This is a genomic window from Micromonospora sonchi, from assembly GCF_014646235.1.
GTDB classification, from domain to species: domain Bacteria; phylum Actinomycetota; class Actinomycetes; order Mycobacteriales; family Micromonosporaceae; genus Micromonospora; species Micromonospora sonchi.
In genome coordinates this window covers 21,951-46,143 of sequence record NZ_BMNB01000024.1, presented here as the reverse complement: position 1 = coordinate 46,143, position 24,193 = coordinate 21,951, and the positions used below count along the sequence as shown (strand labels likewise).

Below are 24,193 nucleotides of genomic sequence, written 5' to 3'. Positions count from 1 at the left end.
TCAGAGCGGTTCGAAGAAGTCGAACGCGGCACCGTAGGACGAGGCGAGGCCCAGGTGGCGTACGCCGTCGACGGTGACCGGACCGATGGTCTCACCGTGATCGCCGCTCTTCACCAGGGTGTGCAGTGCGTCGAGGTCGGGCACAGCGCACGTGGCGACGACCCTCCGCACCAGGTCGGTGCGGGGTTCGCCGTCCGGTAGTACCTCAGCGAACTCGAGGCGCGCGTTGCGCGAGCCCGGGCCGCGGAAGAGCGCCGCCGCGAACCCCTCCCCGGGTGCCATACCGAGCATCTGTTCGACGGCCGGCCCGTCGAACCTGCCGGTGAAGTACTGCCGTGCGCCGAGCACGTCGCGGGCGAATGCCGTGGCCTCCTCGAACCGGTCGGTCATGAAGACCACGGCGACGACCTCGCTGGTGTCCTCCTGCCGGTCCTGGTCGATGACGCACCTGGTGCCGCGCGGGCGATACTGCACGACCGCGTGCAGTAGCCCGGAGAGGGGTTGATCGAGCATCCGCTCCCGTACCGGGATGTCGGTTCCTGGGAGGTTGTAGTACACCGCAGGTGTCCGGAACTCCCAGCCTCCTTCCTCGATCCGCTGTTCCACGGCGTCTGCATCCCGCAGGTAGAAGTCGAGCGCGTAGGGCCCGACCCGGTTCGGGCGCCGGGCCGGCGACGCAGGGGGCAGCCCGGGTACCTCGACGAGCCGGATCCAGCCCCCCGCGCTGCGCGGCTTGCCGAGCATCACGGATCGTGTCGGAGGAGCCGGGAGTTGCCACAGTTGCTGCCAGGCGGGATCGGGGTCGTCGTCCACTGCGACTTCGGTGAACCCGAAAAGTTCGACGTAGAGCCGGCGCAGCGGCTCGACGTCGGCGGCCGGCAGCACCACGTGGTCGATTCCGTCGAACATCAGTAGCTCCTCGGCAGGCCCAGCGATTCGCCCAGCAGGTTGCGAACCATCTCGTTGCTGATCGGGCTGAACAGTTGCAGCCGAGCATCGCGGAAGTACATCTGCATGGCCGACTCGTCAGCGAGGCCCATCGCGCCCATCGCGCGCATCCCTCGGTCGACGATGCGCGCCGCCGTCTCCGCCGTGAACAGCTTGGCCATGGCGGAGTACGCCAGTGCATCCTGTCCGGCCTCGATCATCGCTACGGTGGAGTTGATCAGCGCGCGGGCCGCCGAGAGCTCGGCGATGCTGTCGGCCGCGGGATGTTGGATTGCCTGGAAGGCCCCAATCGGTGTGCCGAACGCCTCCCGCTCCCGTGCGTAGGCGATGTGCAGGTCCAGCGCCCCCCGTGCGAGGCCGAGGCTGATCGCCGCGGCCATCACCCGCTCCACGTCGAGCGCCTTGGACAGCACCTGCATGCCACGGCCTCGTGCGCCGACGAGGTTCGCCAGGGGCGCAACGGCGTCGTCGAGGAAGACCTCGTATGTCATCGCTGCGCGCATGCCCGCGAGGCGGACGCGTCGCACGGCGACGCCAGGCTGGTCGGTCGGTACGGCGATGAGGCTCAGGCCGCGGGACCGTCGTCCCTTCTCGGCAGGGTCCGTTCGGCAGAGCACGAACACCTGATCGGCTTCGCCGGCCAGCGAGATCCACGTCTTCTGGCCGCTCACCCGCCACTCGCCGTCGACCTCGGTGGCCCGGGCGCGCAGGGCGAGTAGGTCGGTGCCACCGCCGGGCTCGCTGAGTCCGTACGAGCAGATCATGCGCCCGGCGGCCACCTCCGGGAGCCAGTCCGCGACCGGTCCGCAGTCCGGCTCCGCGAGCATCCGCATGGCCATGCCGCTGAGCACGTAGTCCACAGCGAGGCTGGGCAGCACCCGGGCCAGTTCCTCGGTCACCGCGACGGCGTCGCCGACGGTGCCGCCGCTGCCGCCGACCCGCTCCTCGGCGCCGATTCCGAGCAGGCCTGCCTCGCCGAGCCGGAGCCACAGCGAGCGGTCGAAGCTGCCCTCCCGGTCCGTAATCAGCGCCTGCTCCGTCGGCAGGTGCCTGCCGAGGAGCCCAGCGGTCATCTCGCGTAGCTCTCGCCGCGTGTCGGGCTCATTGATCGGACCCGTGCCGAGCATCTGCATCGCACCTGCCACACAAACGTCTGTGGATTGAAGCCCCGCCCCTGCGCCGGAGGTCGGCAACGGGTGGCGGCGCGCTGTTCGCACAGGCTAGCCGCCGGTCAGGCGATAGGCCAGGGTAAGACTTGCCGCTTCGGCTCTTGCGGGTGTGAGGGCCCTCACCTACCGTTGTCTGACGTATTGGCCTGGCCGTCAGGTCGGTGGACATGGCAGGAGACGAGATGCGTTCGCGAATTGCGCGCCGGGTCGCGGCAGTGACCGCAGCATCCGCGCTAGCGCTGGGATTTGCAGGCTGCGGTGGCGGTGGGGGAGCCAGCGGCAAGGGCTCGGCGTCGTCGGCGACCCTGCGGATCGCCTGGGCGTCCACGCCCACCCAGCTGGACCCCAATGAGTTCACCGGGCTCACTTGGGTCTACGGTCTGGACGGGTTCATGGAGACGCTGCTGGACTACGACACCAGCAAGGCTTCGGATGACCGAGCCCTCGGTGTGGACGCGCTGAAGCCCGCGCTCGCGGAGTCCTTCGAGGCCAACGGGGACAAGACGCAGTACACCTTCAAGCTGCGGCAGGGCGTCAAGAGCGAGTGGGGTAACGAGCTCGACGCGGACGACGTCATCTGGTCCTTCCAGCGGATGTACACGAACCCGCGGTCCCTGCAGGCGGGCGTGCTGCTCCCGGCCGCGAACGTCGACAAGCAGGAGCCGTGGACAAAGATCGACAAGTACACGGTCCGTTACAACCTCACCAGCCCGTCGGCGGTGAGCCTGTCGGTCCTGGCCTACCCGATTGACGGGATCATCGACTCCGACGAGGCGAAGAAGCACGCCACGAAGGAGGACCCCTGGGCCGCCGAGTGGCTGAAGACGAACAGCGCCAGCTTCGGCGCCTACAAGCTGAAGTCCCTCGACCCGGGCCGGGAGCTGCGCCTGGAGTACAACCCGAACTACTGGGGGCCGAGGCCGGCGTTCGAGGAGATCGTGATCAAGGCGGTCCCCGACGCGTCGTCCCGCGCCCAGCTGCTGATCTCCGGTGACGTGGATATGATCTCCGAGCCGCCGATCGACCAGCTCAAGAAGATCGACGAGAGCGCCAACGCGGCCGTGTCGCGCCAGCCCGACTCCAACCGGCACAACCTGTCGGTGAACGTGAAGGACCCGGCGTTGGGCAAGCCCAAGGTGCGGCAGGCGATCAGCCACGCGATCAACCGCGAGGCCATCGTCAACTCCATCTACCAGGGTTACGCGCAGTCCGCGCTGAGCCCGCAGGCGAGCGCGCTGCTCGCCGACCAGCCGAAGACCGGAAGCTACGACCCCGACCGGGCCAAGCAACTGCTGGCCGAGGCCGGGCACCCCAACGGCTTCGACATGACCGTGGCGTTCAACACCGCGCGGCCGGGCCCGTTCGCGGAGAACCTCGGCCGGCTGATCCAGTCCGACCTCCAGAAGGTCGGGATCAACGTCAACCTCAAGGCGATCCCGTCGGCCGCGGACTTCGAGGCCGCGGTGTCGAAGCAGGAGTACCAGGCCTACCTGTACAGCGAGCGCCCCTCGCAGCCGGACCCGGGCTTCTCGCTGTTCCTGTACCTCTACAGCGATTCGGCGCTGAACAAGAGCGGGTACAACAACGCCGAGTTCGACCGGCTGGTCACCGCCGCGCTCAAGCAGTCGGCCGGGCCGCAGCGCGATCAGGTCGTTAACCAGGCAATCGAGTTCCTGGTCGGGGAGGAGCCGATCATCTCGCTGGTCGAGGTGCCGGACCTGGTCGGTGTCGCCGAGAGCGTCAAGGGCTACGTCGCGTTGCCGACCGGTGGCGTGAAGTTCGACGAGCTGAAGCGGAGCTGAATTCCATGACCCTGAGCGCCACGCCCGGTTTGCCGGTCCGCAAGGCCCGCAAGGCCCGTGGACCCGTCAGGCTGGTCCTGGAGCGCCTCGGGTTCCTCATCGCCGCGACGTTCGGGGTGGTGACGCTGTCCTTCCTGCTGGTCAGCGTCACCCCCGGCGATCCGGCGAGGTTGATCGCCGGGCCGATGGCCAGCAACTCGCAGGTCGAGGCCATCTCGCAGGAGCTGGGGCTCGACAAACCGATCCTGGAGCGGTACGTCGACTACATGGGCGGACTCCTGCGGGGCGACCTCGGCGAGTCCTACTACTCCAAGCGTCCCGTGGCCACCGAGATCCTCGAGAAGCTGCCGGCGACGCTGGAGCTGATCATCCTGGCGGTCCTCTTCGCGGCGATGGTCGGCATCGCCTTCGGAGCGATCGCCGCCTACTTTCGGGGCCGGGCGCCCGACTGGATCAGCCGGCTGTTCACGGGGGTCTTTCAGGCGATCCCCGACTTCTTCCTCGGACTGCTGCTGATCTATGTCGTGTTCTTCCTGCTCGGCTGGGCGCCGGCGCCTGCGGGGCAGATCGGGTTCACGGAGAGCACGCCACCGAAGGTCACCGGGTTCATCCCGATCGACGCCCTGATCGCCGGTGACCCGGCGCTGGCCGGCTCCGCCCTCCAGCACCTGGCGCTGCCTGTGCTCACCCTGGGGCTGGTCTACGCGGCGTACTTCGCCAAGACCGCGCGGGCGACCCTGGGGCGGGCCCTCCACTCCCAGCAGGTCTTCTTCGCCCGGGCCATGGGCCTGCCGGAGCGGACCGTGCTGCGGTACGCGCTCGTCGAGTCCCGCACCACGATCGTGACCTACGCCGGCGTGATCTTCGCGTCGCTGCTCGGCGGCGAGGCGATCGTCGAACGGGTCTTCGCCTGGGACGGACTGGGGGCCTGGGCGCTGCAGGGCATCCTGCGGCTCGACGTCCCCGTGGTCCAAGGGATGGTGCTCATCGCCGGCGCCATCACGCTCATCACGTACACGCTGCTCGACATCGTCGTCGGGCTCCTCGACCCCAGGATCTCGCATGCATGACGACGTCTTTGCAGCACGGCGGGGCGTCCAGATGCGCCGGATGCTCCGGCAGCACCCGGGAGCGGCGCTCGGCGTGCTCTTCATCCTGGTCCTGCTGCTGGCCAGCCTCTTCGCGCCCCTGCCATACGACCCGATGGGCATCGACGGCGGGGCCACCCTGCGGTCGCCCGGCGGCGAGCACTGGTTCGGCACCGACGGCGCCGGCGGCGACGTCTTCTCCCGCGTCATCTACGCGGCGCGGGTGGACCTGTCGCTCGCCCTGGCCGGCACGGTGCTGTCGCTGGTCGTGGGCGTCCTGCTCGGCCTGGCCGCCAGCAGCAAGGGCAAGGGCAGCGAGCGGCTGGTCCGGGGGCTGGACGCCTTCCAGGCCTTCCCGCTGCTGATCCTGGCGCTCGCCCTGGTCTCCCTGTCGGGCAACAAGCTCTACATGGTCGTCGTGGCGATCGCGCTGATCAACGTGCCCCGGTTCATGCGGCTGCTGCGCAGCGAGGTGCTCTCGCTGCGCGAATCGCGGTTCATCGAGGCCGCGACCGCCACGGGCGCCTCGCCCCGGCGGATCATCTTCCGGCACCTGCTCCCGAACGTCTGGGGCATCGTGCTGGTGCAGACCTCGCTGACCGTCGCCAACGCCATCGTGGTGATCGCCTCGCTGTCGTTCCTGGGCATCGGCGTGAGCCCGCCGACCCCCTCGTGGGGCTCGATGATCCGCGACGGCGCCGGGAACATGAGTTCGGGCGAGTGGTGGATCGCCGGGTTCGCCGGCCTGGCCGTCGTGCTCTGTGTCCTGGCTTTCAACCAGCTCGCCGACGCGATCGGCGACCGCACCGCAAGGACCTACCGATGAACGCGCAGTCCGAAGAGCTGGCGCTGGAGGTGCGCAACCTCGCCGTCAGCATCAAGACTCCCCACGGCGTGGTCCACCCGGTCAAGGGCGTCGACCTCACCGTGCACAAGGGAGAGATCGTCGGCATCGTCGGCGAGTCCGGTTGCGGCAAGTCGACCACGATCAAGGGTCTGCTCCGGCTGCTTCCGGCCAACAGCACCGTCACCGCCGACAAGGCGCAGCTCGCCGGTTACGGCGACCTGCTCGCCACGCCGGTGCGGCGGATGCGCGAGGTGCGCGGGGCCAAGATCGGCTTCGTCGCGCAGAACCCCTTCGGGTCCCTCAACCCGATCTACAAGATCGAGCGGCAGTTCTACGAGCTGCAGAAGGCCCACAAGACCAAAGTCTCCCGCAAGGAGTCGCGGGAGATCGCGCTGCGAATGCTGGACGGGGTCGGCATCGTCAACCCGGCCCGGGTGCTCGACGGCTACGCCCACCAGCTCTCCGGCGGCATGGCCCAGCGGGTCGTGATCGCCCTGGCGACCACCCTGTCGCCACAGCTGTTGATCGCCGACGAGCCGACAACCGGGCTCGACGCCACGGTGCAGGCCCAGATCCTCGACCTGATCTCCGGGTTTGTCCATCAGGAGGGACGGTCGATGGTCCTGGTCACCCACGACCTGGGCGTCATCGCCCAGTACTGCCAGCGGGTGGTCGTGATGTACGACGGCCAGGTGGTCGAGCACGGATCCGTCATGGACGTGATGGTCGAGCCGCAGCACCCGTACACGCAGCGTCTGATCGCCTCCGTGCCGAAGCCAGGGGAGAAGCTCGATGTCTCTCGTTGAGATCGAAGATGTCCACAAGGTCTTCCCCGCGCGCCAGCGCGGAGGCGAGCCGGTCCACGCCCTCAAGGGGGTCTCCCTCCACGTCAACGAGGGCGAGACGCTGGCGGTGATCGGCGAGAGCGGCTCCGGCAAGTCGACGCTGGGCCGGGTCGCCCTGCGGCTGATCGACGTCGACTCGGGCGCGGTCCGCATCGACGGCAAGGACCTCGGGGCGATGGACGCCAACACGCTGCGCCGGCAGCGCGCGGACATGCAGCTCGTGTTCCAGGAGCCGTTCGAGTCGCTGAACCCGCGGATGGCGATCGGGGCGATCGTCGCCGAGCCGCTGCAGATCCACCAGCCGCAGCTCGGCACGACGGAGATCCGCCGGCAGGTGCTGAGCACCCTCGAACACGTCGGTCTGCCGCAGTCGTTCGCCGACCGGCTCCCCGGTGAGCTCTCCGGCGGCCAGCAGCAGCGGGTGGGCATCGCCCGGGCGATCATCAGTCGGCCGCGGTTCGTCGTGCTCGACGAGCCGACGTCGTCGCTGGACCTGTCGATCCGCGCCCAGATCCTCGCCCTCCTCGCGGAGCTGCAGCGCGAGTACTCGATGGCGTACCTGTTCGTCTCGCACGACATGCACACGGTCGAGTGGGTGAGCGACCGCATCGCGGTGATGTACCTGGGCGAGATCGTCGAGACGAAGCCGACCCGGGAGCTGTTCGACGCGCCGGAGCACCCGTACACGCAGACGCTGCTCTCCGCCCGGCTGTCGCCCGACCCCCGGGAACCCCACGCCTACAAGGCGTTTGCCGGCCATAAAACCGTGCGCGACGCCGTCGAGAACCAGGAGCCCGCATGAGTGCCAGTGCCAGTGTCGTGGACGGGTCGAGCCTGCCGTGGGTCAACGGGCGGTCCGTCTGGGAGAGCATGGAGCCGGCGTTCCGGGAGAACATCGGCAGCAGCCAGGAGGCCGCGCTCGACCTGTTGTCCCGCTACCACATGCGCAACCTGTGGCTCGATCCGGAGACCTCGCGCCGCATCGACCACATCCGCACCGACGCCGGCTACCGCGACCTGAGCGAGGCCTACCACGACAGCGTGGAGGAGGCCTACTTCATGGGCGGCGAGGTGGACCTCACCGCCGAGGGGCGGTTCGTGGCCGGTGACTACTTCTGGCGGCCGCCCGGCTGGGTGCACTCGGCCGCCTCCCCGGTCGGCTTCGAAGCCATCCTGATGATGGAGGGCGAGGACGCCGACGAGGGCAGCGACCGGGTCTCCCGGGTGGTGCGCCCGGACGAGGAGGCCGGGCGGCAAGCCCGGGCGGGCGACGTCGGGACGGTCGGCCCCCGCGGCTACGTCCGGCGCGCCGAGACGCGGTTCATGGTCTGGCGCCCGCACGACGATTCGGTCACCCGGCTCGGTGGGTCCGGCCCGCTCCGGTCCAAGGTGCTCAGCGAGAACGTGGACACCCGGTCGGCCTCGGTGCTCGTGCGCTCCGTGGCGGCCGACTGGGTCGCCCGGCCGGAGACGGTGGATCGGGAGCGGTTCATCATCAACGTCTCGGGCGCCGTGGTCGTCGACGGCCGGACGCTGGCGCAGCCCAGCCTGGTGCGCATCCCCGCCGGCGCCGGCGGACCACAGATAGCCGTCGCGAGCGAGACCGAGCTGCTGGTGAAGGTGGGAGGCCCGCGATGAGGGTGCGTGGCGGCTACGTCGAGTCCGACTGGGGACAGGTGCACTACCTCACCGCCGGCACGAGCGGACCCTGGGTGGCGCTGTTCCACGAGTCCCCGCTGTCCAGCCGCGTCTATCAGCAGGTGCTGCCGATTCTGGGACGGCACGCCCGGGTGGTCGCCTTCGACACCCCGGGGTACGGCGCCTCGGACCCGCCCCCGCGTAACGGCTTCGAGATTCCCGAGTACGCCGCGGTGCTGGCCCGGGCGGCGTCCGCGCTGGGCATGGCGGATGTCGTCTTCGGCGGCGTGCACACCGGCGCCTCGCTGGCCATCGAGGCCGCCCACGTGTTCGACCGCGGGGCCCGGGCGGTGGTGCTCTCCGGTGTCGCTCTGTTCACGCCCGAGGAGCGCGCGGACTTCCTGGCCAACTGGACGCCCCAGGCGCCGTACGACGTCGAGGGAGGCCAGTTCGCCTGGGCGGTCGAGCGGTACCGACGAATCTGGCCGAATCTGACCACGGACATGTTGCAGCTCGCCGTCACCGAGCTGATGCGTGTCGTCGACCGCTACGACTGGGGGTACCAGGCGGCGTTCCGCCACGACCCGGGCCTGCCGTTGGCCGCCCTCGACATCCCGGTGTTGCTGCTCGACGCCGAGTTCGACCTGCTGGCCGACAAGGACCCGGTCGCCCTGGAACTGGCGAAGCAGGCGCGCCTGGTGACGCTGCCGGGGCTGCCCGGCCAACCCCACCTGCGGGCGCCGGCGGAGTACGCCCACCAGATCGCCGAGTTTCTCCGGGAGGTGGCGGCGCGATGACCGCGGTGCACGTACGCACGGAGAACCAGGTGATGTATCTCCTGCTCGACGGCGGGGCCACGATGAACAGCCTGATCCCGTCGACCCTGGACGACTTCGAGCGGGCGCTGGACGCGGCGGAGGTGGACGAGGACCTGCGGGCGGTGGTGGTCACCGGCGCCGGCGAGAAGGCGTTCAGCGTCGGCATGGACATCACCTTTCTGGAGTCCTGCTTCGCCGACGTGCACGGGGTGTTCCTGCCGTTCCTCGACCGGCTGCACGCCCTGCTGCGCCGGATCGAGCTGCTTCCGGTGCCGGTGATCGCGCGGGTGAACGGTCTGGCCCGCGCCGGCGGCTTCGAGCTGCTGCTCGCCTGCGACCTCGTGGTCGCCGCCGAGAACGCGCGCGTGGGCGACATCCACCTTCAGTTCGGCGTCCCACCGGGGGCAGGCGCCAGTCAGCGGGCGGCGCGCAAGCTCGGCGACCAGAAGGCCAAGGCGCTCCTGCTGACCTCGTTGTGGCTGGACGGTCCCACCATGGTCGAGTGGGGACTGGCGTTCTCGGCTGTCCCCCGCGAACGGCTGGACGACGAGGTCGAGCGCCTGGTGGCCGCGGTGCGGGGGCGGTCGCGCCCGGCCATCGCGGTGACCAAGCTGGCGGTCGGGGCGGCGCAGAACCTGACGCTCGAGGAGGGGCTGCGCTACGAGCGTGAGCTTTTCGAGAAGATGCAGGTCAGCGCGGCGGACGCCGACGAGGGTTTTCGCGCGTACGTCGAGCGGCGCGATCCGCACTGGGGGAGTGCCGATGTCCGACAGCTACGTTGAGACCCCGGCCGTCGAGGTCACCGACGAGCTGATCAGGACGATCGTGTCGAGCGGCGGATACACGCATCCGCTGTTCAACCCGACGCCCTGGCAGCGCGCCGAGGGCGTCGACGCGCCGCTGCCGGGCCAGGGCGTGCTGCTGCTGGCCGGCGGCCTCGTCGAGCAGTCGGGGATTCTCGACCGCGCCATCGCCCTGCTCGAGCTGCGGTCGGTGGTGTTCCACTCGATGGTGCGTGCCGGTGCGTGGCTTCGCGTTCGGCTCACCCCCGGGCCGGTGCGGCACACCCGCAGCGGCAAGGCGATCCAGGAGTTCGCCTGGCAGGTCGTCGACGGGGCGGGGGCGGCGGTGGCCGAGGCGACGGCAGTGATGTTGATGGCTGACCCGGTGAAGGAACGGTAACTGGTGGGCACCGAACTGAACATGGCAAACGGCGTCCGGGAGTTCGCCCGGTCCGCTCCGAACCGCGTCGCCGTCGTGGACGGCGACCGTAGCCTCACATTCGCGGGGCTGCACGAGCGATCCAGCCGGCTGGCCGCCGGCCTGCTCGCCTCGGGCCTGCGCCCGGGCGACGCCGTCGCCGTGCTGTCGGCGAATCGCATGGAGTATTTCGAGGTCGCCACGGGGCTGGCCAAGGCCGGCCTACCGATGGTGCCGTTGAACTCGAAGAACGCCGCCGCGGACAACGAGTACATCGTCGGGCACTCGGGAGCGCGGGCCCTGATCATGGACTCCGCGCTGCACGGCAACATCGAGTCGATCGTGGATGGACTGGACCTCGTGCTCAGCTTCGACGGCCAGGTCGGGCGCGACTACGAGGCGTTCCTCGATCGGGCTGCCGCCCGTGACCCGCGGGTGGCCGTGGGCGAGCGGGACACCTTTTGCATCACCTACACGTCCGGCACGACGGGCGTGCCCAAGGGGGTCGTGCTGACCCACCGTGGGCGGGTGCTGACGGCGTACGGCACCGCGATCGAGTACGGGCTGGGACCCTCGCGGGTGACCATGGCCGTGGCGCCCCTGTACCACGGCGCAGGATTCTCGTTCGGCTACGCCGGCCCGCAGTTGGGTGGAGAGACGTGGGTGCTGCGCAAGTGGGACCCGGAGGAGTTCCTGCGTATGCTCGAACGGTCCCGCACCAGCACGGTGTTCCTGGTCCCCACGCACGCCCAGCAGATCCGGCGGCTCGTCGCCGAGCCCGCCGGGGCCTACGATCTGTCCGCCCTGCGGACCCTCTACTTCAACGCGGCCGCGCTGCCGGTCGAGCTGAAGGAGTGGGTGCACGAAGCCTTCCCTGGGGTCGGGGTCCACGAACTGTACGGTTCGACGGAGTGCTCGATCGTGACGAACCTCAGGCCGGAGGACTCGATGCGCAAGGCTGGCAGCGTGGGGCATCCGTGGTTCATGAACGACGTGCGGTTGCTCGACGACGAGGGCCGAGAGGTCCCGCCCGGCGTGCCCGGTGAGCTGTTCGCGCGCTCGCCGATGCTCATGGCCGGCTACCTCGGCGACGAGGCCGCCACCCGGCAGGCGACCACCACGGACGGCTTCATCACGGTGGGTGACATCGCGGTGCGTGACGACGAGGGCTTCATCTCCATTGTGGACCGCAAGAAGGATATGATCATCGCCGGCGGCGTGAATATCTTCCCACGGGAGATCGAAGAGGTGGTCGTCCGACACCACGACGTCAACGAGGTCGCCGTCATCGGTGTGCCGGACGAGACGTACGGCGAGCGGATCGCGGCGTTCGTGGTGCCCGCCGGGGGGCGCGAGGTGGACCTCGACTCCCTGGAGACGCACGTGCGGGCCAGCGTGGCGCGGTACAAGGTTCCGCGCGAGTGGCATGTAATCGACAACCTCCCCCGCAACGCGGGCGGCAAGATTCTCAAGCGGCAGCTACGCGACGAGTACGTCGCCCGCGCCGGAACACGGGCGTCAACGGCGAAGGAGAAGGGTCAGCCATGACCGGTAATCCCCTGAAAGAGATCCAGGGCGCCCGGGGCGGCTCCGGCAACCTGCCGGTGAGCAGGGTGCGGACCGCCTACCAGCAGGTGGCCGACCAACTGCGGGAGCTGATCCTCACGGGCTCCCTCTCCGCAGGGGACCGATTGCCGTCCGAGGCGGAGCTCGCCGCGACGTTCGGCGTCAGCCGGAGCACGGTGCGGGAGGCACTGCGGGTCCTGGCCTCGCGGGACCTCATCCGCACGACGCGGGGCACCACCGGCGGGACCTTCGTGAGCACGGTGAACTTCGAGCAGGTCAGCGACTATCTCGAAACCAGCATCGGGCTGATGTCCGGCAGCGCCTCGGTCACCGTCGGCGAGATGCTCGAGGCGCGCGAGGTGCTGGAGGTGCCCGCGGCGCGGCTGGCCGCGCTGCGCCGCGGGGACGACCATCTCAAGGCGCTGCGCGAGGCGATCGAGCGGGAGATGCTTACCCGGGGCCGCGGGGGCCGGTTCCGCGAGCACCGCAACTTCCACGCCATCATCGTCGAGGCCGCGGGCAACCGCCTGTTGAGCATGATGACCGAGCCAGTCTTCCGAGTGCTCCAAGCGAAGTTCCTCTCGCCGAGCGTCCCCGACGAGTTCTGGGCCGGCGTGGACCACGAGCACGAGGCGATCCTCGCCGCGATCGAGAACGGTGACGGTGAGGCGGCGGCGGCCGAGATGCTGAAGCATCTGATTGCCCTGCGCGAAGCGTACAGCGATTAGGCCCGCCGAAACGTCTGACATATAGCAGCGAGACCTCGCGTGCGGATTGTTCAGCGGGCGCTCATCCCTGCTCTCACCTGCTTAGACGAACCGCGTGGAACGCCCTTCCGGTGGTTGACATTCAAACGTCTGAGGTTTAACCTCGGGCCTACGGGATGATCGCTTGAGAGGCGCGGTATGACAGTCAAGCCGGGGTGGACGGGTCGCTTCTACGAGGACTTCGAGTTGGGTGACGTCTACAAGCACCCGCTGGGCCGCACAGTCACCGAGAACGACAACATCTGGTTCTCGCTGTTGACCATGAACACCAACCAGATGCACTTCAACTCCCTCTACGCGTCGCAGTCGGAGTTCAAGAAACCACTGGTGGTCTCCACGCTGACCGTGGCGATTGCGGTCGGCCAGAGCGTCACGGACATCACCCAGAACGCCTTCGCCAACCTCGGCTGGGACGAGATCCGGATGACCCACCCGGTCTTCGCCGGCGACACGTTGTTCAGCGAGTCGATCGTGCTGGAGAAGCGGGAGTCGGGCAGCCGCCCGCACGCCGGCATCGTCACCGTTCGCACCCGCACGCTGAACCAGCACGGCGACGAGGTCTGCTCGTTCAAGCGGACGTTCTACGTCTACAAGCGGGGGGCCGAGCAGATCGAAGGAATCTTCCCCGAGGGCAAGGCACCGTTGACGCTGGACCAGGAGTGAGTCGGATGCGCATCACCTACCAGCCCTGGGGCGAAACCCTCGAGGAGTTCGTCAACGCGGGGCGGCGCGCGGAGGAGGCCGGCGCCGAGGTCCTGTGGGTCTCGGAGCTGCACCGCAGCGCCACGATCACCGCGGCGGCGCTGGCGCAGGGCACCAGCCGCGCGAAGATCGGCACCTCGATCGCCCTGGCGTTCACCCGCAGCCCGATGATCACCGCCCTTGAGGCGTTGGATATCGACGAACTGTCGGACGGGCGTTTCGTGCTCGGGCTGGGGTCCGGTGTGCAGCGACTCAACGAGCAGTGGCACAACGCACGCTTCGGCAAGGCGGTGCCGCACATGCGGGAGACGGTCCGCAACATCCGGCACTTCTGGCGGACCTGCACCTCCGGCGAGCAGATCGCCCTCGACGGCGAGTACGAGCCGATGCACATCCGCGGCTACGAGCGGCCGTTCCCGGTCCTGCGGCAGCAGATCCCGGTCTACCTCGCCGCGATGGGGCCGGCAATGACGCGGCTGACCGGTCAAATCGGCGACGGCTGGATCAGCCACGAGCTCTGCTCGCCGCGCTACCTCGTCGAGCGAATCCTGCCCGAGCTGGAGGCCGGGATCGCCCGCACCGAGGGCAAGACGCGCCCCGACGTTGACGTCGTCGTCTCGGCCTGCTGCTCGGTGGACCCCGATCCCGTGCAGGCGCGCCGGAGGGTGGCGGGCCTGGTCGGCTTCTACGCCAGCGTGCGCACCTACGCCGACTTCTTCGACTTCCACGGGCTGAGCGAGCAGCAGCAGGCGGTGATCGACGCGTTCCGCGCCGGTCAGGGCGCGGACTACCTGGCCGACCAGGTCAGCGACGAGATGGTCGACGCGCTCACCCTCGCCGGCGACCGCGACCACGTGGCCGCGCGGATCGCCGCGTACGAGGGGAAGGCCGACTCGGTGAAGCTCAGCCCGCCCACCCACGGCATCGGCGCCGAGGACGTCCGCGTGGCGCAGAACGAGATTCTGGCCTTGATCGCAGAACTGACCGGAGGCAAGGCATGAGACCGCTGGAGGACGTGCGGATCATCTCGCTCGAGCAGTACGGGGCCGGCCCCTTCGGCAGCGTGCACCTGGCCGATCTCGGGGCCGAGGTCGTCAAGATCGAGGATCCCCGGGTCGGCGGAGACGTCGGCCGCTACGTTCCGCCGTACGCCGAGGGCGAGGACTCGCTCTTCTTCGAGACCTTCAACCGCAACAAGAAGAGCATCTCTCTCGACCTGACCACGCGCGCCGGCCGCGAGGTCTTCGAGGAGCTGGTGAAGGTCTCCGACGCCGTCTACTCCAACCTGCGCGGGGACGTGCCGGAGAAGATCGGCATCACCTACGACCAGCTCAAGCACCTCAACCCGGCGATCGTCTGCTGCTCGCTGACCGGGTTCGGCATGACCGGGCCGCGGAAGAACGAGCCCGGCTACGACTACGTGCTGCAGGGCCTGGCCGGCTGGATGGACCTCACCGGTGAGCCGGACGGTCCGCCGACCAAGTCGGGCCTGTCCCTGGTCGACTTCTCCGGTGGCTACGTCGCGGCGATCGCCCTGCTGGCGGGGCTGCACGCGGCGCGCCGGGACGGCGTGGGCATGGACTGCGACGTGAGCCTCTACGACACCGCGATCGCGATGTTGACCTACCCCGCGGCGTGGCACCTCAACGCCGGCTACCAGCCGGCCAGGACCCGCCACTCGGCGCACCCCTCGCTGGTGCCGTTCCAGGCGTTCCAGGCCAGCGACGGCTGGCTCGTGGTCGGCTGCGCGAAGGAGAAGTTCTGGGCCCGCCTGGCGGAGGTGATCGGCCACCCCGAGTGGGCGGCGCACGGGTCGCCGTACGCCAACTTCTCCGGGCGTCAGCAGCACCGTGAGGAGTTGCTGGCCAAGCTGGAGGAGATCTTCCGGCAGCGCACGGTCGACGAGTGGCTGTCGGTGCTCTACCCCGCGAGTATCCCCTGCGGCCCGATCAACGACGTGCCGGCGGCGCTCAAGGAGGCGCACACCCTCGCCCGCAACCTGGTCGTGACGACCGAGCACCCGCGGTTCGGCACCGTCCAGCAGGTCGCCTCGCCGGTGCGCGTCGGGGCGGAGCTCCCACAGTACCGCCGGGCGCCGCTGCGCAACGAGCACTTCGACGAGGTGCTGCGCGACATCGCCGGCCTCGACGACGGGAAGATCGCCGAGCTGCGCCGCGACGGCGCGTTCGGTGCCGAACCGGCGACCGGCCAGTCCGACGCCCCCGGCCCGGAGACCGGCTCCCGATGATCGCTCAAACGCTGGCCGAATGGGGACTCTCGGCCCGGGCCTTCCCGGCGGAGGTTCGCCGGGCGGCGCAGCGGCACCTGTTCGACGGGCTGGCCAACGTGGCCGGCGCGGTGCGCACCGGCGCGGTGTCGGCGGCGGTCACCGTGGCCGCGGAGCTGGGCGGCCCGCAGGGGGCGACGATCCTGGGCCGCGGGCTGCGGGTCTCCGCGCCCGCGGCGGCCCTCGCGAACGGGTCGCTCGTGCACGCCCTGGACTTCGACGACACCCACGCCGGCGGCCTCATCCACGCCACCGCGGTGGTGCTGCCGGCAGCCCTGGCCGTCGGCGAGCAGACCGCCGCGTCGGGCCCGGCGGTGCTCGACGCGGCGATCGTCGGGTATGAGGCCGCCTGCCGGATCGCGGCCGCGGTACCACACGGGTTCCACGCCCGCGGCCTGCACGCGACGATGGTGGCCGGTGTCTTCTCGTCGGCCCTGGTGGCAGCACGCCTGTCCGGGCTGGATGCCGAGCGCACCACCCACGCGCTCGGCATCGCCGGCAGCCAGGCGGGCGGGCTGCTCGCCTTCCTGGGCACCGGCGCCTCCACCAAGCAGCTGCACCCCGGCTTCGCCTCGCACGCCGGCATCCTCGCCGCCCGGCTCGCCGCCGCCGGGGCGACCGGACCCGAAACGGTGTTCGATGGTCCACACGGCATCTACGACGCGCTCGCGGAGGGGCACGCCGACCGGGCCTCAATCGTGCGCGACCTGGGGCAGCGGTGGGAGACCACCCGCATCGGGATCAAGCCGTACCCGGCCTGCCAGTTGTCCCACGCCACGCTCGACGCGACCGCGGCGGCGCTGGCGACGCGGCCGTTCCGGCCCGGCGACGTTGACCACATCGTGGCGCGCGTGCACCCGGATTCGGCTTCGGTGGTCTGCGACACCAGCCGCGACCTGACCCGCCCGGCGAGCGACTACGCCGCCAAGTTCTCGCTGCCGTGGAGCGTGGCGGCGCTGGTCGTCGACGGCCGGCTCGGGCTGGACACCTTCGAGCCGGACTCCATCCGCCGCCCGGAGGTCGCCGAGCTCGCGGGCCGGGTCCACGTCGAGATCAGCCCGAGCGACGGCGTCGCCGCCGACGCTCCCGGCGCAGTGCGGGTCGTCCTGCGCGACGGCGCCGAGATCCACGGGTCGGTGCCCCGCAGCGCGGGCGGACCCGACAACCCGCTCACCGACGAAGGCCTGGTCGCCAAGGCGACGGGGCTGGCCGGCCGGGATGCCACGCCCCTGTTCGACGCGGTACGGGAACTCGACCGGCACCCCGACCTGGCCCCCCTGCTCGACGCCCTGGCCCTCCTCCTGCCCAGCTCTGCGAAGGAACGCCCATGACATTGCACGCCATCAAGCCTGAATCCTTCCCGTGGTTCCCCTACGAGGGCTTCACCTTCTGCCTCGGCCTGGCGGAGGGGGACGTGGCCTGGACCTCCGGCCACACCGCGGCGGCGCACGACGCGGCGGTCGGCAAGATGGTGGTCAAGGGCAGCATGGAGGAGCAGGCCCGGACCGCTTACCAGAAGGTGCTCACCATCCTCGAGGGCGCCGGTCTCAGCACCGCGGACGTCACCCGGATCAGCGAGAACGTCACGCTCTCCGGCCTGCCCGAATACGAGGCGGCCGCCGCGGTGCGCCGGGAGCTCTTCGGTGAGCACACGCCCACCGTCCGCACGGTCGTCGTGGAGCGCCTGGTCCGGCGTACCGCGTTCCTCGAGGTCGAGCTGCACGCGGTCGGCGGCGGTGGCAAGCAGCTGCGGATCGCCAGCGAGGCGCGCGAGGCCGGCACCTGGCGGCGCTCCCCTGTGACCGAGGGCTACGACGGCGTCGTCTACCTGCCCACGATCGTGCCGATCGATGAGAACGGCGACGTCATCCACCCCGGCGACTTCGTCGGCCAGTACGCCTACTGCCTCGACCGGGCGGGCCAGCTCCTCGAGCAGGCCGGGCTGTCGTTGGACAACGCTGTCACCACCTACGACTACTCGACCCCCGAGACCCGCGACGTCTACCGCAAGAGCCACCGGATCCGTAAGGAGCGGCTCGGCGGGGCTGGCGTGTACCCGGGCGCGGGCGGCATCCTGATGAGCCGGCTGCACCTCCCCGAGCAGCTGGTCGCCATCGACGTCACTGCCTCCCGGCACTCCCTGGAGCTGGTGAACCCGGGCTGGAAGCGCTACGACACGTTGACCTACTCGCCGGGGATCAAGGCCGGCCGGATGCTGTTCATGTCCGGCTTCGCCGCGCTCGACATGGTGTCTCAGGAGGCCCTGCACCCGGGGGACATCGGCGCCCAGGCCGAGGTGACGTACGGCTCGATCCTGACGCTGCTGAAGCACGCCGGGCTCGGCCCGGCGGACCTGCTGGAAACCACGGAGTACTGCGTGGAGTCGGCGCTGCCGGACTACCGCGCGGTGGCCGCCGTGCGCGAGCGGCTGCTCAGCCCGCCGTGGCCGGCGTCCACCGGGGCGATCTGCAAGGGACTGCTGCGTCCGGAGTTCCTGCTGGAGGTCCTCCCGACGGCGCTGTACCCGGCCGAGACGGAGGGGCGGACATGAGCCTGCTGACCGAGAAGGTCCGCGCGCTGGAGGGGCGGACGAGGGTCTACACCGCGCCCGAGCCGTTCGGCGCCGCCGCTGGCCGCTACTTCGGCCTGGCCATCGGTGACGACAATCCGCTCTACTTCGACGCCGAGTACGCGCGGGCGCAGGGCCTCGCGGGGGTGACCCTGCCGCTGACGCTGGTGTGCGAGACCAACCAGTACGCCGGCCTGCCGATGGACCACGAGGGGTACCCCGGCCACACCTGGGGCCTGGACATCCCGGGGACCCGGCAGGTGCGGGGCGGCAACTCGTACGTCTTCCACCGGCGGATCCGACCGGAGGACGTGGTGACGGCCACCTGGCGTATCGAGGGCGTGACCGAGAAGGTCACCGGCTCGGGGCACGCGATGCTCATCGTCAGGTCCAAGGCCAGCTACACCAACCAGGACGGCGAGCTGCTCGCCGAGAACGAGGAGAGCCTCATCTTCGTGGCACTGGAGAAGTCGTCATGAGCATCACGGTCGGGCAGGTCGTGCCGCCCCTGGAGCGCACCATCCGGCTCACGGACATGGTCGCCTACGCCGGCGCCACCTGGGACTGGCACCGGCTCCACTACGACCCCGAGTACGTCGCGGAGAAGAAGCTGCCCGGGCCCGTCGTGGACGGTCAGGTCTTCGGGGCGCTGCTGGTCGAGCAGCTGCAGGACTGGCTGGGTCCGAAGTCGTTCGTGCACCGCCTCGACTTCACCTTCCGCAACCTCGTCTTCGCCGGCGAGACCGTGCGTTGCGAGGGCACGGTCACCGAAGCCGGCGACGAGCGGATCGTGTGCGACCTGAGGGTCGTCGTGGTCGGCGAGGGCACCTCCGTAGCCCGCACCGCGGTGGCGCCGGCCTCGGCGACCGTCCTGCTCGGACAGGCCGACGGCCCAGGAGCGGAGGCGGCGCGATGAACGGCACCGGTGTCGCTGTCGTCGGGGTCGCCGAGTCCGACCTCGGGGTGACCGATCAGCCCATCCTCGGCCTGCAGACCCAGGCGATCACCCGGGCCCTCGACGACGCCGGGCTCGCCCTGCGCGACGTCGACGGGCTGGCCACCACCGGCATCTCCCGGTTCTCCGCCACCCAACTGGCCGACTGGCTGGGCATCCAGCCGAAGTGGACCGACTCGACCTTCGCCGGCGGCTCGGCGTACGAGATGTACGTCGCCCGCGCGGCGCAGGCGATCCGGGCCGGGCAGGCCGAGACCGTGCTGGTCAGTTTCGCGTCGAACCAGCGTTCGGCGCGGTCCCGCTCGCTCGGCGGTGTGGTGGAGGCCCATACGCCCGAGGCGCAGTTCGAGACGCCGTACGCCCCGCTGTACCCGCTGTCCTACTACGCGATGGCGGCGCAGCGGTACCTGCACGAATTCGGCGCCACGCGCGATCAGCTGGCCGAGATCGCCGTGGCGGCCCGGGAGTGGGCGCTGCTCAACCCGAAGGCCTTCCGGTACGGCGCCGGCCCGCTGACGGTCGAGGACGTGCTCGCGTCCCCGATGATCTCCAGCCCGCTCACCACCGCGGACTGCTGCCTGGTCACCGACGGAGGCGGGGCCGTGGTGCTCACCTCCAGCGAGCGGGCCCGCGACCTGCGTAGAACGCCGGTCGAGGTGCTCGGTTACGGCGAGCGGACTACCAACACCTCGATGACCGCGGTGGACGACCTGACGCTCACGGGGGCGGTGGGTTCCTCGGCCGACGCCCTGGTCCGTGCCGGCCTTTCGATCTCCGACATCGACGTCATTGAGGTCTACGACTCGTTCACGATCACGGTGGCGCTGACGCTCGAGGCGCTCGGGGTCTGCGGTCGGGGCGAGGCGCTGGACTTCATCCAGGACGGCCGGATCCGCCCCGGCGGGCAGTTGCCGCTGAACACCAACGGCGGCGGCCTGTCCTACTGCCATCCCGGTCAGTACGGGGTGCTGCTGCTCGTCGAGGCCGTTCGTCAGCTGCGCGGCGAATGCGGGCCCCGCCAGGTGGCCGGCGCACGCACCGCGCTGGCGCACGGCACCGGGGGGATTCTGTCCACGCACGCGACTGTGATCTTGGGGGTCGACCGATGAAGGCGCCATCCGTGCCCCCCGCCGACGTCGTCACGGCCGGCTGGTGGGATGCGACCCGCGAGCACCGACTCACGGTGCAGCGGTGCGTGGAGTGTTCCGGCGTGCAGCACCCTCCGCGTTCGTTGTGTATCCACTGCGGACGCACCGACACGCTCCGGTTCGACACCGCCGCCGGCACCGGGGTCGTCGACTCGTTCACGGTCGTGTACCGCTCGCCGGTCCCCGACACGGACGTCCCCTACGTCATCGCCCGGGTCCGGCTGGACGAAGGCGTCATCTGCCTGACCCGGCTCGAGAACGCCGAGCCCGATGCCTGGCGCATCGGTGACCGCGTCGCCGTGGACTGGGTCGAGCTCGACGACGGGCGAGCGCTGCCGGTCTTCGTACCCGCTCCCCGCTAGCCGGCGCCACGCCGACCCCCTTGCCAGCACAGAGAGGCATTGCACGTGGACTTCAAGCTCAACGAGGAACAGCGCGAATTCCGTGCTCTCCTACGCCAATTCGTGGACCGGGAGGTCGTCCCCGTCGCGCGGGAGTGGGAGCAGTCCGGCCGATACCCGACGGAGATCGTCAAGGGCATGGCCGACATGGGCCTGTTCGGCATCACCGTGCCCGAGGAGTACGGCGGCCTCGACCTCGACCCGGTCTCCTTCGCTCTCGTCTTCGAGGAGATCGCCCGCGGCTGGATGGGTATCGCCGGCATCCTCGGTAGCCACTCGCTGGCCTGCCGATTGATCGCCATGCACGGTACGGAGGAGCAGAAGCAGAAGTACCTGCCCGACCTGGCGACCGGTGTGCGGCGTACCGGTATCGGGCTGACGGAGCCCGACGCCGGCACCGACCTGCAGGGAATCCGCACGACTGCCCGGCTTGACGGCGATCACTATGTCGTCAACGGCTCCAAGATGTGGATCACCAACGCCCGGTACGCCGACCCGCTGCCGGTTCTTGTCAAGACCGACCCCGGCGCTTCGCCAGCGCACAAGGGGATGAGTGTGTTGCTCATCGAGGCGGACACCCCCGGCTTCGAGGTCACCAAGGACATCCCGAAGCTCGGCTACAACGGCACCGAGTCCTGCGAAATCTCACTGCAGGACGTGCGGGTGCACCGTGACCAGTTGGTCGGCGGCGTCGAGGGCAAGGGCATGCAGCAGGTGCTGTCGGCCCTCGAGTGGGGCCGGGTGAACATCGCGGCCCGCTCGGTTGGGATCGCCCAGCGTGCCCATGACGAGGCCCTCGCCTACGCCAAGCAGCGCAAGGCGTTCGGCCGGCCGATCTCGGACTTCCAGGCGATCCAGCTCAAGCTGGGGCAGCTCGGCACCCAGGTACAGGCCGCCCGCCTGATGGCGTACTGGGCCGCCGACGCCGTCCGGCAGGGGCGCGCGGACGGCCCGACCGGCATGGCGAAGATCTTCTGCTCCGAGGTGGCCCTCGAGGCGGCGATCGACTCGATGAAGGTGCACGGAGGGTACGGCTACTCCACGGAGTTCGAGGTGGAACGCCTCTACCGCGATGCCATGCTGATGAGCATCGGCGAGGGCACCAACGACATCTTGCGGATGGTTGTGGCCAAGTCGCTCATCAGCGGAGAGACGGTGGTGGGATGAGCGTCACCGACCTCCCACGCACCTACCTCTACGTCCCGGGTAACGCCCCGGAGAAGCTCGACAAAGCGCTCGACCGCGGCGCGGACGCACTGATCGTCGACCTCGAGGACGCCGTACCGGTCGCCGAGAAGGACCCTGCCCTCGCCGCGGTACAGGACTGGCTGCGCGCGCAGCCGACCGACCTCCGCACCGAGCTGTGGGTCCGGATCAACGGCGGGAACCGGCGGTCCGGCGAGGTGGCCGCGCTGGCGGGCATCCCCACCCTGCGCGGACTGGCCCTCGCCAAGGTGGAGTCCGCGCAGGACGTCCGCGAAGTGGCCGACCAGCTCGCGTCGCTCGGTGACCACGACAGCGTGCTGATGCCGCTGGTCGAGTCGGCGGTCGCGATGCTGCAGGTGGCGGCGATCGCCGCGGGACCACGTGTGCACCAGATGCAGATCGGTGAGGTGGACCTGGCCGGTGACACCGGACTCGAACCCGGCCAGGACGAGGCCGAGCTTGCCGGCATCCGCATGATGGTGGTGCTGGCCAGCGCAGCTGCGGGCATCAACCCACCGGTGGGTCCCGTCTCGCGGATCACCAAGGACGCCAAGGCCCTCGCCGAGTCCACCCGCCGGGTGCGTCGCCAAGGTTTCCTCGGCCGCGCATGCATCCACCCGGCTCAGGTCCCCGTGGTGCACGAAGTGTTCACCCCCAGTCGAGAGGAAGCCGAGGAGGCTCGGACGGTGATCAGCCGGCTGGCGGCGGCAGAGGCCGAGGGGAGCGGTGTGCTGCTCGACGACCAGGGCCGCCTCGTGGACGGCGCCGTGCTCAGGAACGCGCACAAGATCCTGGCCCTCGCGGCTCGCGCGGAGCCCTGATGCCTCGGCCACGCGCGATCGACCTCACCGCGGACAGCATCCCCTGGCGCAGGGTCCCGATGCTGGGGGCCGAGCTTGGCCTGGATCTCGTGCCACTGGAGTCAGACGGTGACACCTTCACGCTCCTGGCCCGGTTTCCCGTCGGCTTCGTCCGCGACACCCCGGGTGGCTACCTGGCCGCCGAGGAGTTCTTCGTGCTCGACGGCCACCTCGAGTTCGAGGGAGAGGTCCACGGCCCGGGTGAGCTGACACACGTCCCAGCGCGGTTCCTGCGAACCAGAATGCAGGCGCCGCAGGGGTGCACAGCGCTGGCGTGGTTCGGCGGTCCGGCGATCTTCCGGACTCCGGAGGAGATCAGCCCGACCGCCGCTGAACCGATCATCTCCGTCGATGCTCGCTCCGGCCGGCGCGGCGAGGTGTTGCTGACGTCGGAGACCCGCTGGCGGATCACCACGGTCGACGACTGGCCCGAGGGAGCGGAGGCATTCGACCTCGCTGGCACGCGCTGGGCCCGCGCCGCCGCCGACTGGCCGGGAGAACCTCCCTCGGGTGACATCATGGTGCGGGAACGGGTGGCTCGTGGCTGACCGCGCGCACTTCGTCGAGGAATGGCGCGGCTTCGACGGCGTCTTCGGGGGTCGCGTGATCGCCGCGCTCGGTGAGGCCGCTCAGTGCATCCCGGGGTTCGAGGTGCTGTCCCTGGCGGTCGAGTTCAGCGGCTCAGTGGGCCTCGGCGATGCGGATCTGCTCGTCTCCCCCCGGCACCAGGGCGGACGGACCGCGTGCGTTGAGGTCTCGCTGCTCCAGGGCCACCCCCGGGCCCGCGCCGTAGCGAAGCTGGCCCGCGTCCGGGGCACCGAGATCCTCAGAGCGCCGATCGACCTGGCCGGCATACCCACGCCGGAGCAGACCCCCAGGTACGACCCGCCGTACCGCGACCAGCCGTGGAGCCGACTGCTCGAGCTACGGCTGATCCCCGACACGGGCGCCGGGACGGCCACGCGCGCCTGGATGAGGCTGAACGAGTCGGCTCGGCCGGTGGCCACGCTCGGCGCACTCGGCCGCTCGGCGGTACTTATCGACGCGGTACCGCCCGGACTCTTCCTCAGCCCGCGTGTGCCGGCGTTCGTCCCCACCATCGACTTTACGCTTCACCTTCGGCCGCAGCCGCCCGCTCCTCGCGACGGGTGGTACCTCGCGGTGTCGTCCACGGCCTGGGCCCGCGACGACTTCTGTATGGACGACACCTCTCTATACACCTCGATGGGCGAAATGATCGCCCAGGCGCGCCAGAACCGTCGGGTCGTCTGGCCGGCCGACGTCGACTGATAGCCCCGCCCGCCACGAAGGGAACCAGCATGACCGAGATTGATGCCCCACCGGGACGTGTTATGGAGCTGGCTGGGCCGGCAGATT

The 24,193-nt window shown here is 70.0% G+C and carries 26 protein-coding genes; 24 read left to right on the top strand and 2 right to left on the bottom strand.

Translation table 11 applies throughout. The annotated features are described in order from the left end of the window. Nucleotides 1–909 carry a VOC family protein gene (locus IEY61_RS22420; RefSeq protein ID WP_189047504.1) on the bottom strand — a complete coding sequence of 303 codons (909 nt, stop codon included), beginning with the start codon at nucleotides 907–909 and terminating at the stop codon, nucleotides 1–3. Continuing rightward, on the bottom strand, nucleotides 909–2,075 hold the full coding sequence (locus IEY61_RS22415) for an acyl-CoA dehydrogenase family protein (RefSeq protein WP_268240682.1): 1,167 nt from the start codon (nucleotides 2,073–2,075) through the stop codon (nucleotides 909–911). Before IEY61_RS22415 ends, IEY61_RS22420 begins: the two co-directional genes overlap by 1 nt. Nucleotides 2,076–2,299: 224 nt before the next feature. On the opposite strand from IEY61_RS22415, the gene IEY61_RS22410 reads away from it, so the two are divergent. From IEY61_RS22410 to IEY61_RS22295, 24 genes are all read left to right on the top strand, one after another. Beyond that, nucleotides 2,300–3,919 (top strand): ABC transporter substrate-binding protein, encoded by a 1,620-nt coding sequence (locus tag IEY61_RS22410; protein WP_189047499.1) that lies wholly within the window; start codon nucleotides 2,300–2,302, stop codon nucleotides 3,917–3,919. A 5-nt stretch (nucleotides 3,920–3,924) separates the two neighbouring features. Continuing rightward, entirely contained in the window at nucleotides 3,925–4,989 is a 1,065-nt protein-coding gene (locus IEY61_RS22405) for an ABC transporter permease (RefSeq protein ID WP_189047497.1), read from the top strand. Further along, a complete protein-coding gene (locus tag IEY61_RS22400) occupies nucleotides 4,982–5,833 on the top strand; it encodes an ABC transporter permease (RefSeq protein WP_229706328.1) in 852 nt (283 codons plus the stop codon). Before IEY61_RS22405 ends, IEY61_RS22400 begins: the two co-directional genes overlap by 8 nt. Further along, a complete protein-coding gene (locus IEY61_RS22395; RefSeq protein ID WP_189047495.1) occupies nucleotides 5,830–6,660 on the top strand; it encodes an ABC transporter ATP-binding protein in 831 nt (276 codons plus the stop codon). The genes IEY61_RS22400 and IEY61_RS22395 overlap by 4 nt, the downstream gene beginning before the upstream one ends. Then, nucleotides 6,647–7,501, top strand: a complete 855-nt coding sequence (locus IEY61_RS22390; protein WP_189047493.1) for an ATP-binding cassette domain-containing protein — start codon at nucleotides 6,647–6,649, stop codon at nucleotides 7,499–7,501. Before IEY61_RS22395 ends, IEY61_RS22390 begins: the two co-directional genes overlap by 14 nt. Further along, the gene (locus IEY61_RS22385) at nucleotides 7,498–8,337 is read left to right on the top strand and encodes a cupin domain-containing protein (RefSeq protein WP_189047491.1); all 840 of its coding nucleotides are present in this window, start codon (nucleotides 7,498–7,500) and stop codon (nucleotides 8,335–8,337) included. Before IEY61_RS22390 ends, IEY61_RS22385 begins: the two co-directional genes overlap by 4 nt. Next, the gene (locus IEY61_RS22380) at nucleotides 8,334–9,134 is read left to right on the top strand and encodes an alpha/beta fold hydrolase (RefSeq protein ID WP_189047489.1); all 801 of its coding nucleotides are present in this window, start codon (nucleotides 8,334–8,336) and stop codon (nucleotides 9,132–9,134) included. Before IEY61_RS22385 ends, IEY61_RS22380 begins: the two co-directional genes overlap by 4 nt. Continuing rightward, entirely contained in the window at nucleotides 9,131–9,937 is an 807-nt protein-coding gene (locus IEY61_RS22375) for an enoyl-CoA hydratase/isomerase family protein (protein WP_189047487.1), read from the top strand. The genes IEY61_RS22380 and IEY61_RS22375 overlap by 4 nt, the downstream gene beginning before the upstream one ends. Continuing rightward, a complete protein-coding gene (locus IEY61_RS22370) occupies nucleotides 9,918–10,337 on the top strand; it encodes a hypothetical protein (RefSeq protein WP_189047485.1) in 420 nt (139 codons plus the stop codon). Before IEY61_RS22375 ends, IEY61_RS22370 begins: the two co-directional genes overlap by 20 nt. A gap of 3 nt (nucleotides 10,338–10,340) precedes the next feature. Beyond that, on the top strand, nucleotides 10,341–11,903 hold the full coding sequence (locus IEY61_RS22365; protein WP_229706327.1) for a class I adenylate-forming enzyme family protein: 1,563 nt from the start codon (nucleotides 10,341–10,343) through the stop codon (nucleotides 11,901–11,903). After that, nucleotides 11,900–12,649: a FadR/GntR family transcriptional regulator gene (locus IEY61_RS22360; protein ID WP_189047483.1), complete on the top strand. Its 750-nt coding sequence runs from the start codon at nucleotides 11,900–11,902 to the stop codon at nucleotides 12,647–12,649. Before IEY61_RS22365 ends, IEY61_RS22360 begins: the two co-directional genes overlap by 4 nt. Nucleotides 12,650–12,826: 177 nt before the next feature. Beyond that, entirely contained in the window at nucleotides 12,827–13,351 is a 525-nt protein-coding gene (locus IEY61_RS22355; protein WP_189047481.1) for a MaoC family dehydratase, read from the top strand. Between the two features lie 5 nt (nucleotides 13,352–13,356). After that, the gene (locus IEY61_RS22350) at nucleotides 13,357–14,391 is read left to right on the top strand and encodes an LLM class flavin-dependent oxidoreductase (RefSeq protein ID WP_189047478.1); all 1,035 of its coding nucleotides are present in this window, start codon (nucleotides 13,357–13,359) and stop codon (nucleotides 14,389–14,391) included. Continuing rightward, entirely contained in the window at nucleotides 14,388–15,638 is a 1,251-nt protein-coding gene (locus IEY61_RS22345; protein WP_189047476.1) for a CaiB/BaiF CoA transferase family protein, read from the top strand. The genes IEY61_RS22350 and IEY61_RS22345 overlap by 4 nt, the downstream gene beginning before the upstream one ends. Further along, on the top strand, nucleotides 15,635–17,008 hold the full coding sequence (locus tag IEY61_RS22340; protein ID WP_189047474.1) for an MmgE/PrpD family protein: 1,374 nt from the start codon (nucleotides 15,635–15,637) through the stop codon (nucleotides 17,006–17,008). Before IEY61_RS22345 ends, IEY61_RS22340 begins: the two co-directional genes overlap by 4 nt. Beyond that, nucleotides 17,005–18,228, top strand: coding sequence for a RidA family protein (locus IEY61_RS22335; protein ID WP_189047472.1), 1,224 nt, complete (start codon nucleotides 17,005–17,007; stop codon nucleotides 18,226–18,228). Before IEY61_RS22340 ends, IEY61_RS22335 begins: the two co-directional genes overlap by 4 nt. After that, on the top strand, nucleotides 18,225–18,725 hold the full coding sequence (locus IEY61_RS22330; RefSeq protein WP_189047470.1) for an FAS1-like dehydratase domain-containing protein: 501 nt from the start codon (nucleotides 18,225–18,227) through the stop codon (nucleotides 18,723–18,725). Before IEY61_RS22335 ends, IEY61_RS22330 begins: the two co-directional genes overlap by 4 nt. Then, on the top strand, nucleotides 18,722–19,162 hold the full coding sequence (locus tag IEY61_RS22325; protein WP_189047468.1) for a MaoC family dehydratase: 441 nt from the start codon (nucleotides 18,722–18,724) through the stop codon (nucleotides 19,160–19,162). Before IEY61_RS22330 ends, IEY61_RS22325 begins: the two co-directional genes overlap by 4 nt. Then, nucleotides 19,159–20,310, top strand: a complete 1,152-nt coding sequence (locus tag IEY61_RS22320) for an acetyl-CoA acetyltransferase (protein WP_189047466.1) — start codon at nucleotides 19,159–19,161, stop codon at nucleotides 20,308–20,310. Before IEY61_RS22325 ends, IEY61_RS22320 begins: the two co-directional genes overlap by 4 nt. Next, nucleotides 20,307–20,711, top strand: coding sequence for a Zn-ribbon domain-containing OB-fold protein (locus tag IEY61_RS22315; RefSeq protein ID WP_189047464.1), 405 nt, complete (start codon nucleotides 20,307–20,309; stop codon nucleotides 20,709–20,711). The genes IEY61_RS22320 and IEY61_RS22315 overlap by 4 nt, the downstream gene beginning before the upstream one ends. Before the next feature lie 45 nt (nucleotides 20,712–20,756). Next, entirely contained in the window at nucleotides 20,757–21,917 is a 1,161-nt protein-coding gene (locus IEY61_RS22310; RefSeq protein ID WP_189047462.1) for an acyl-CoA dehydrogenase family protein, read from the top strand. Then, nucleotides 21,914–22,777 carry an HpcH/HpaI aldolase/citrate lyase family protein gene (locus tag IEY61_RS22305; RefSeq protein ID WP_189047459.1) on the top strand — a complete coding sequence of 288 codons (864 nt, stop codon included), beginning with the start codon at nucleotides 21,914–21,916 and terminating at the stop codon, nucleotides 22,775–22,777. Before IEY61_RS22310 ends, IEY61_RS22305 begins: the two co-directional genes overlap by 4 nt. Next, entirely contained in the window at nucleotides 22,777–23,364 is a 588-nt protein-coding gene (locus IEY61_RS22300; protein WP_189047457.1) for a cupin domain-containing protein, read from the top strand. Before IEY61_RS22305 ends, IEY61_RS22300 begins: the two co-directional genes overlap by 1 nt. After that, nucleotides 23,357–24,106 (top strand): thioesterase family protein, encoded by a 750-nt coding sequence (locus IEY61_RS22295; RefSeq protein WP_189047455.1) that lies wholly within the window; start codon nucleotides 23,357–23,359, stop codon nucleotides 24,104–24,106. Before IEY61_RS22300 ends, IEY61_RS22295 begins: the two co-directional genes overlap by 8 nt. Nucleotides 24,107–24,193 lie beyond the last annotated feature (87 nt).

Coding starts and splice junctions, on each gene's coding strand:
- IEY61_RS22420 (WP_189047504.1), bottom strand. CDS start 909: ATGTTCGACGGAATCGACCACGTGGTGCTGCCGGCCGCCGACGTCGAG.
- IEY61_RS22415 (WP_268240682.1), bottom strand. CDS start 2,075: ATGCTCGGCACGGGTCCGATCAATGAGCCCGACACGCGGCGAGAGCTA.
- IEY61_RS22410 (WP_189047499.1), top strand. CDS start 2,300: ATGCGTTCGCGAATTGCGCGCCGGGTCGCGGCAGTGACCGCAGCATCC.
- IEY61_RS22405 (WP_189047497.1), top strand. CDS start 3,925: ATGACCCTGAGCGCCACGCCCGGTTTGCCGGTCCGCAAGGCCCGCAAG.
- IEY61_RS22400 (WP_229706328.1), top strand. CDS start 4,982: ATGCATGACGACGTCTTTGCAGCACGGCGGGGCGTCCAGATGCGCCGG.
- IEY61_RS22395 (WP_189047495.1), top strand. CDS start 5,830: ATGAACGCGCAGTCCGAAGAGCTGGCGCTGGAGGTGCGCAACCTCGCC.
- IEY61_RS22390 (WP_189047493.1), top strand. CDS start 6,647: ATGTCTCTCGTTGAGATCGAAGATGTCCACAAGGTCTTCCCCGCGCGC.
- IEY61_RS22385 (WP_189047491.1), top strand. CDS start 7,498: ATGAGTGCCAGTGCCAGTGTCGTGGACGGGTCGAGCCTGCCGTGGGTC.
- IEY61_RS22380 (WP_189047489.1), top strand. CDS start 8,334: ATGAGGGTGCGTGGCGGCTACGTCGAGTCCGACTGGGGACAGGTGCAC.
- IEY61_RS22375 (WP_189047487.1), top strand. CDS start 9,131: ATGACCGCGGTGCACGTACGCACGGAGAACCAGGTGATGTATCTCCTG.
- IEY61_RS22370 (WP_189047485.1), top strand. CDS start 9,918: ATGTCCGACAGCTACGTTGAGACCCCGGCCGTCGAGGTCACCGACGAG.
- IEY61_RS22360 (WP_189047483.1), top strand. CDS start 11,900: ATGACCGGTAATCCCCTGAAAGAGATCCAGGGCGCCCGGGGCGGCTCC.
- IEY61_RS22355 (WP_189047481.1), top strand. CDS start 12,827: ATGACAGTCAAGCCGGGGTGGACGGGTCGCTTCTACGAGGACTTCGAG.
- IEY61_RS22350 (WP_189047478.1), top strand. CDS start 13,357: ATGCGCATCACCTACCAGCCCTGGGGCGAAACCCTCGAGGAGTTCGTC.
- IEY61_RS22345 (WP_189047476.1), top strand. CDS start 14,388: ATGAGACCGCTGGAGGACGTGCGGATCATCTCGCTCGAGCAGTACGGG.
- IEY61_RS22340 (WP_189047474.1), top strand. CDS start 15,635: ATGATCGCTCAAACGCTGGCCGAATGGGGACTCTCGGCCCGGGCCTTC.
- IEY61_RS22335 (WP_189047472.1), top strand. CDS start 17,005: ATGACATTGCACGCCATCAAGCCTGAATCCTTCCCGTGGTTCCCCTAC.
- IEY61_RS22330 (WP_189047470.1), top strand. CDS start 18,225: ATGAGCCTGCTGACCGAGAAGGTCCGCGCGCTGGAGGGGCGGACGAGG.
- IEY61_RS22325 (WP_189047468.1), top strand. CDS start 18,722: ATGAGCATCACGGTCGGGCAGGTCGTGCCGCCCCTGGAGCGCACCATC.
- IEY61_RS22320 (WP_189047466.1), top strand. CDS start 19,159: ATGAACGGCACCGGTGTCGCTGTCGTCGGGGTCGCCGAGTCCGACCTC.
- IEY61_RS22315 (WP_189047464.1), top strand. CDS start 20,307: ATGAAGGCGCCATCCGTGCCCCCCGCCGACGTCGTCACGGCCGGCTGG.
- IEY61_RS22305 (WP_189047459.1), top strand. CDS start 21,914: ATGAGCGTCACCGACCTCCCACGCACCTACCTCTACGTCCCGGGTAAC.
- IEY61_RS22300 (WP_189047457.1), top strand. CDS start 22,777: ATGCCTCGGCCACGCGCGATCGACCTCACCGCGGACAGCATCCCCTGG.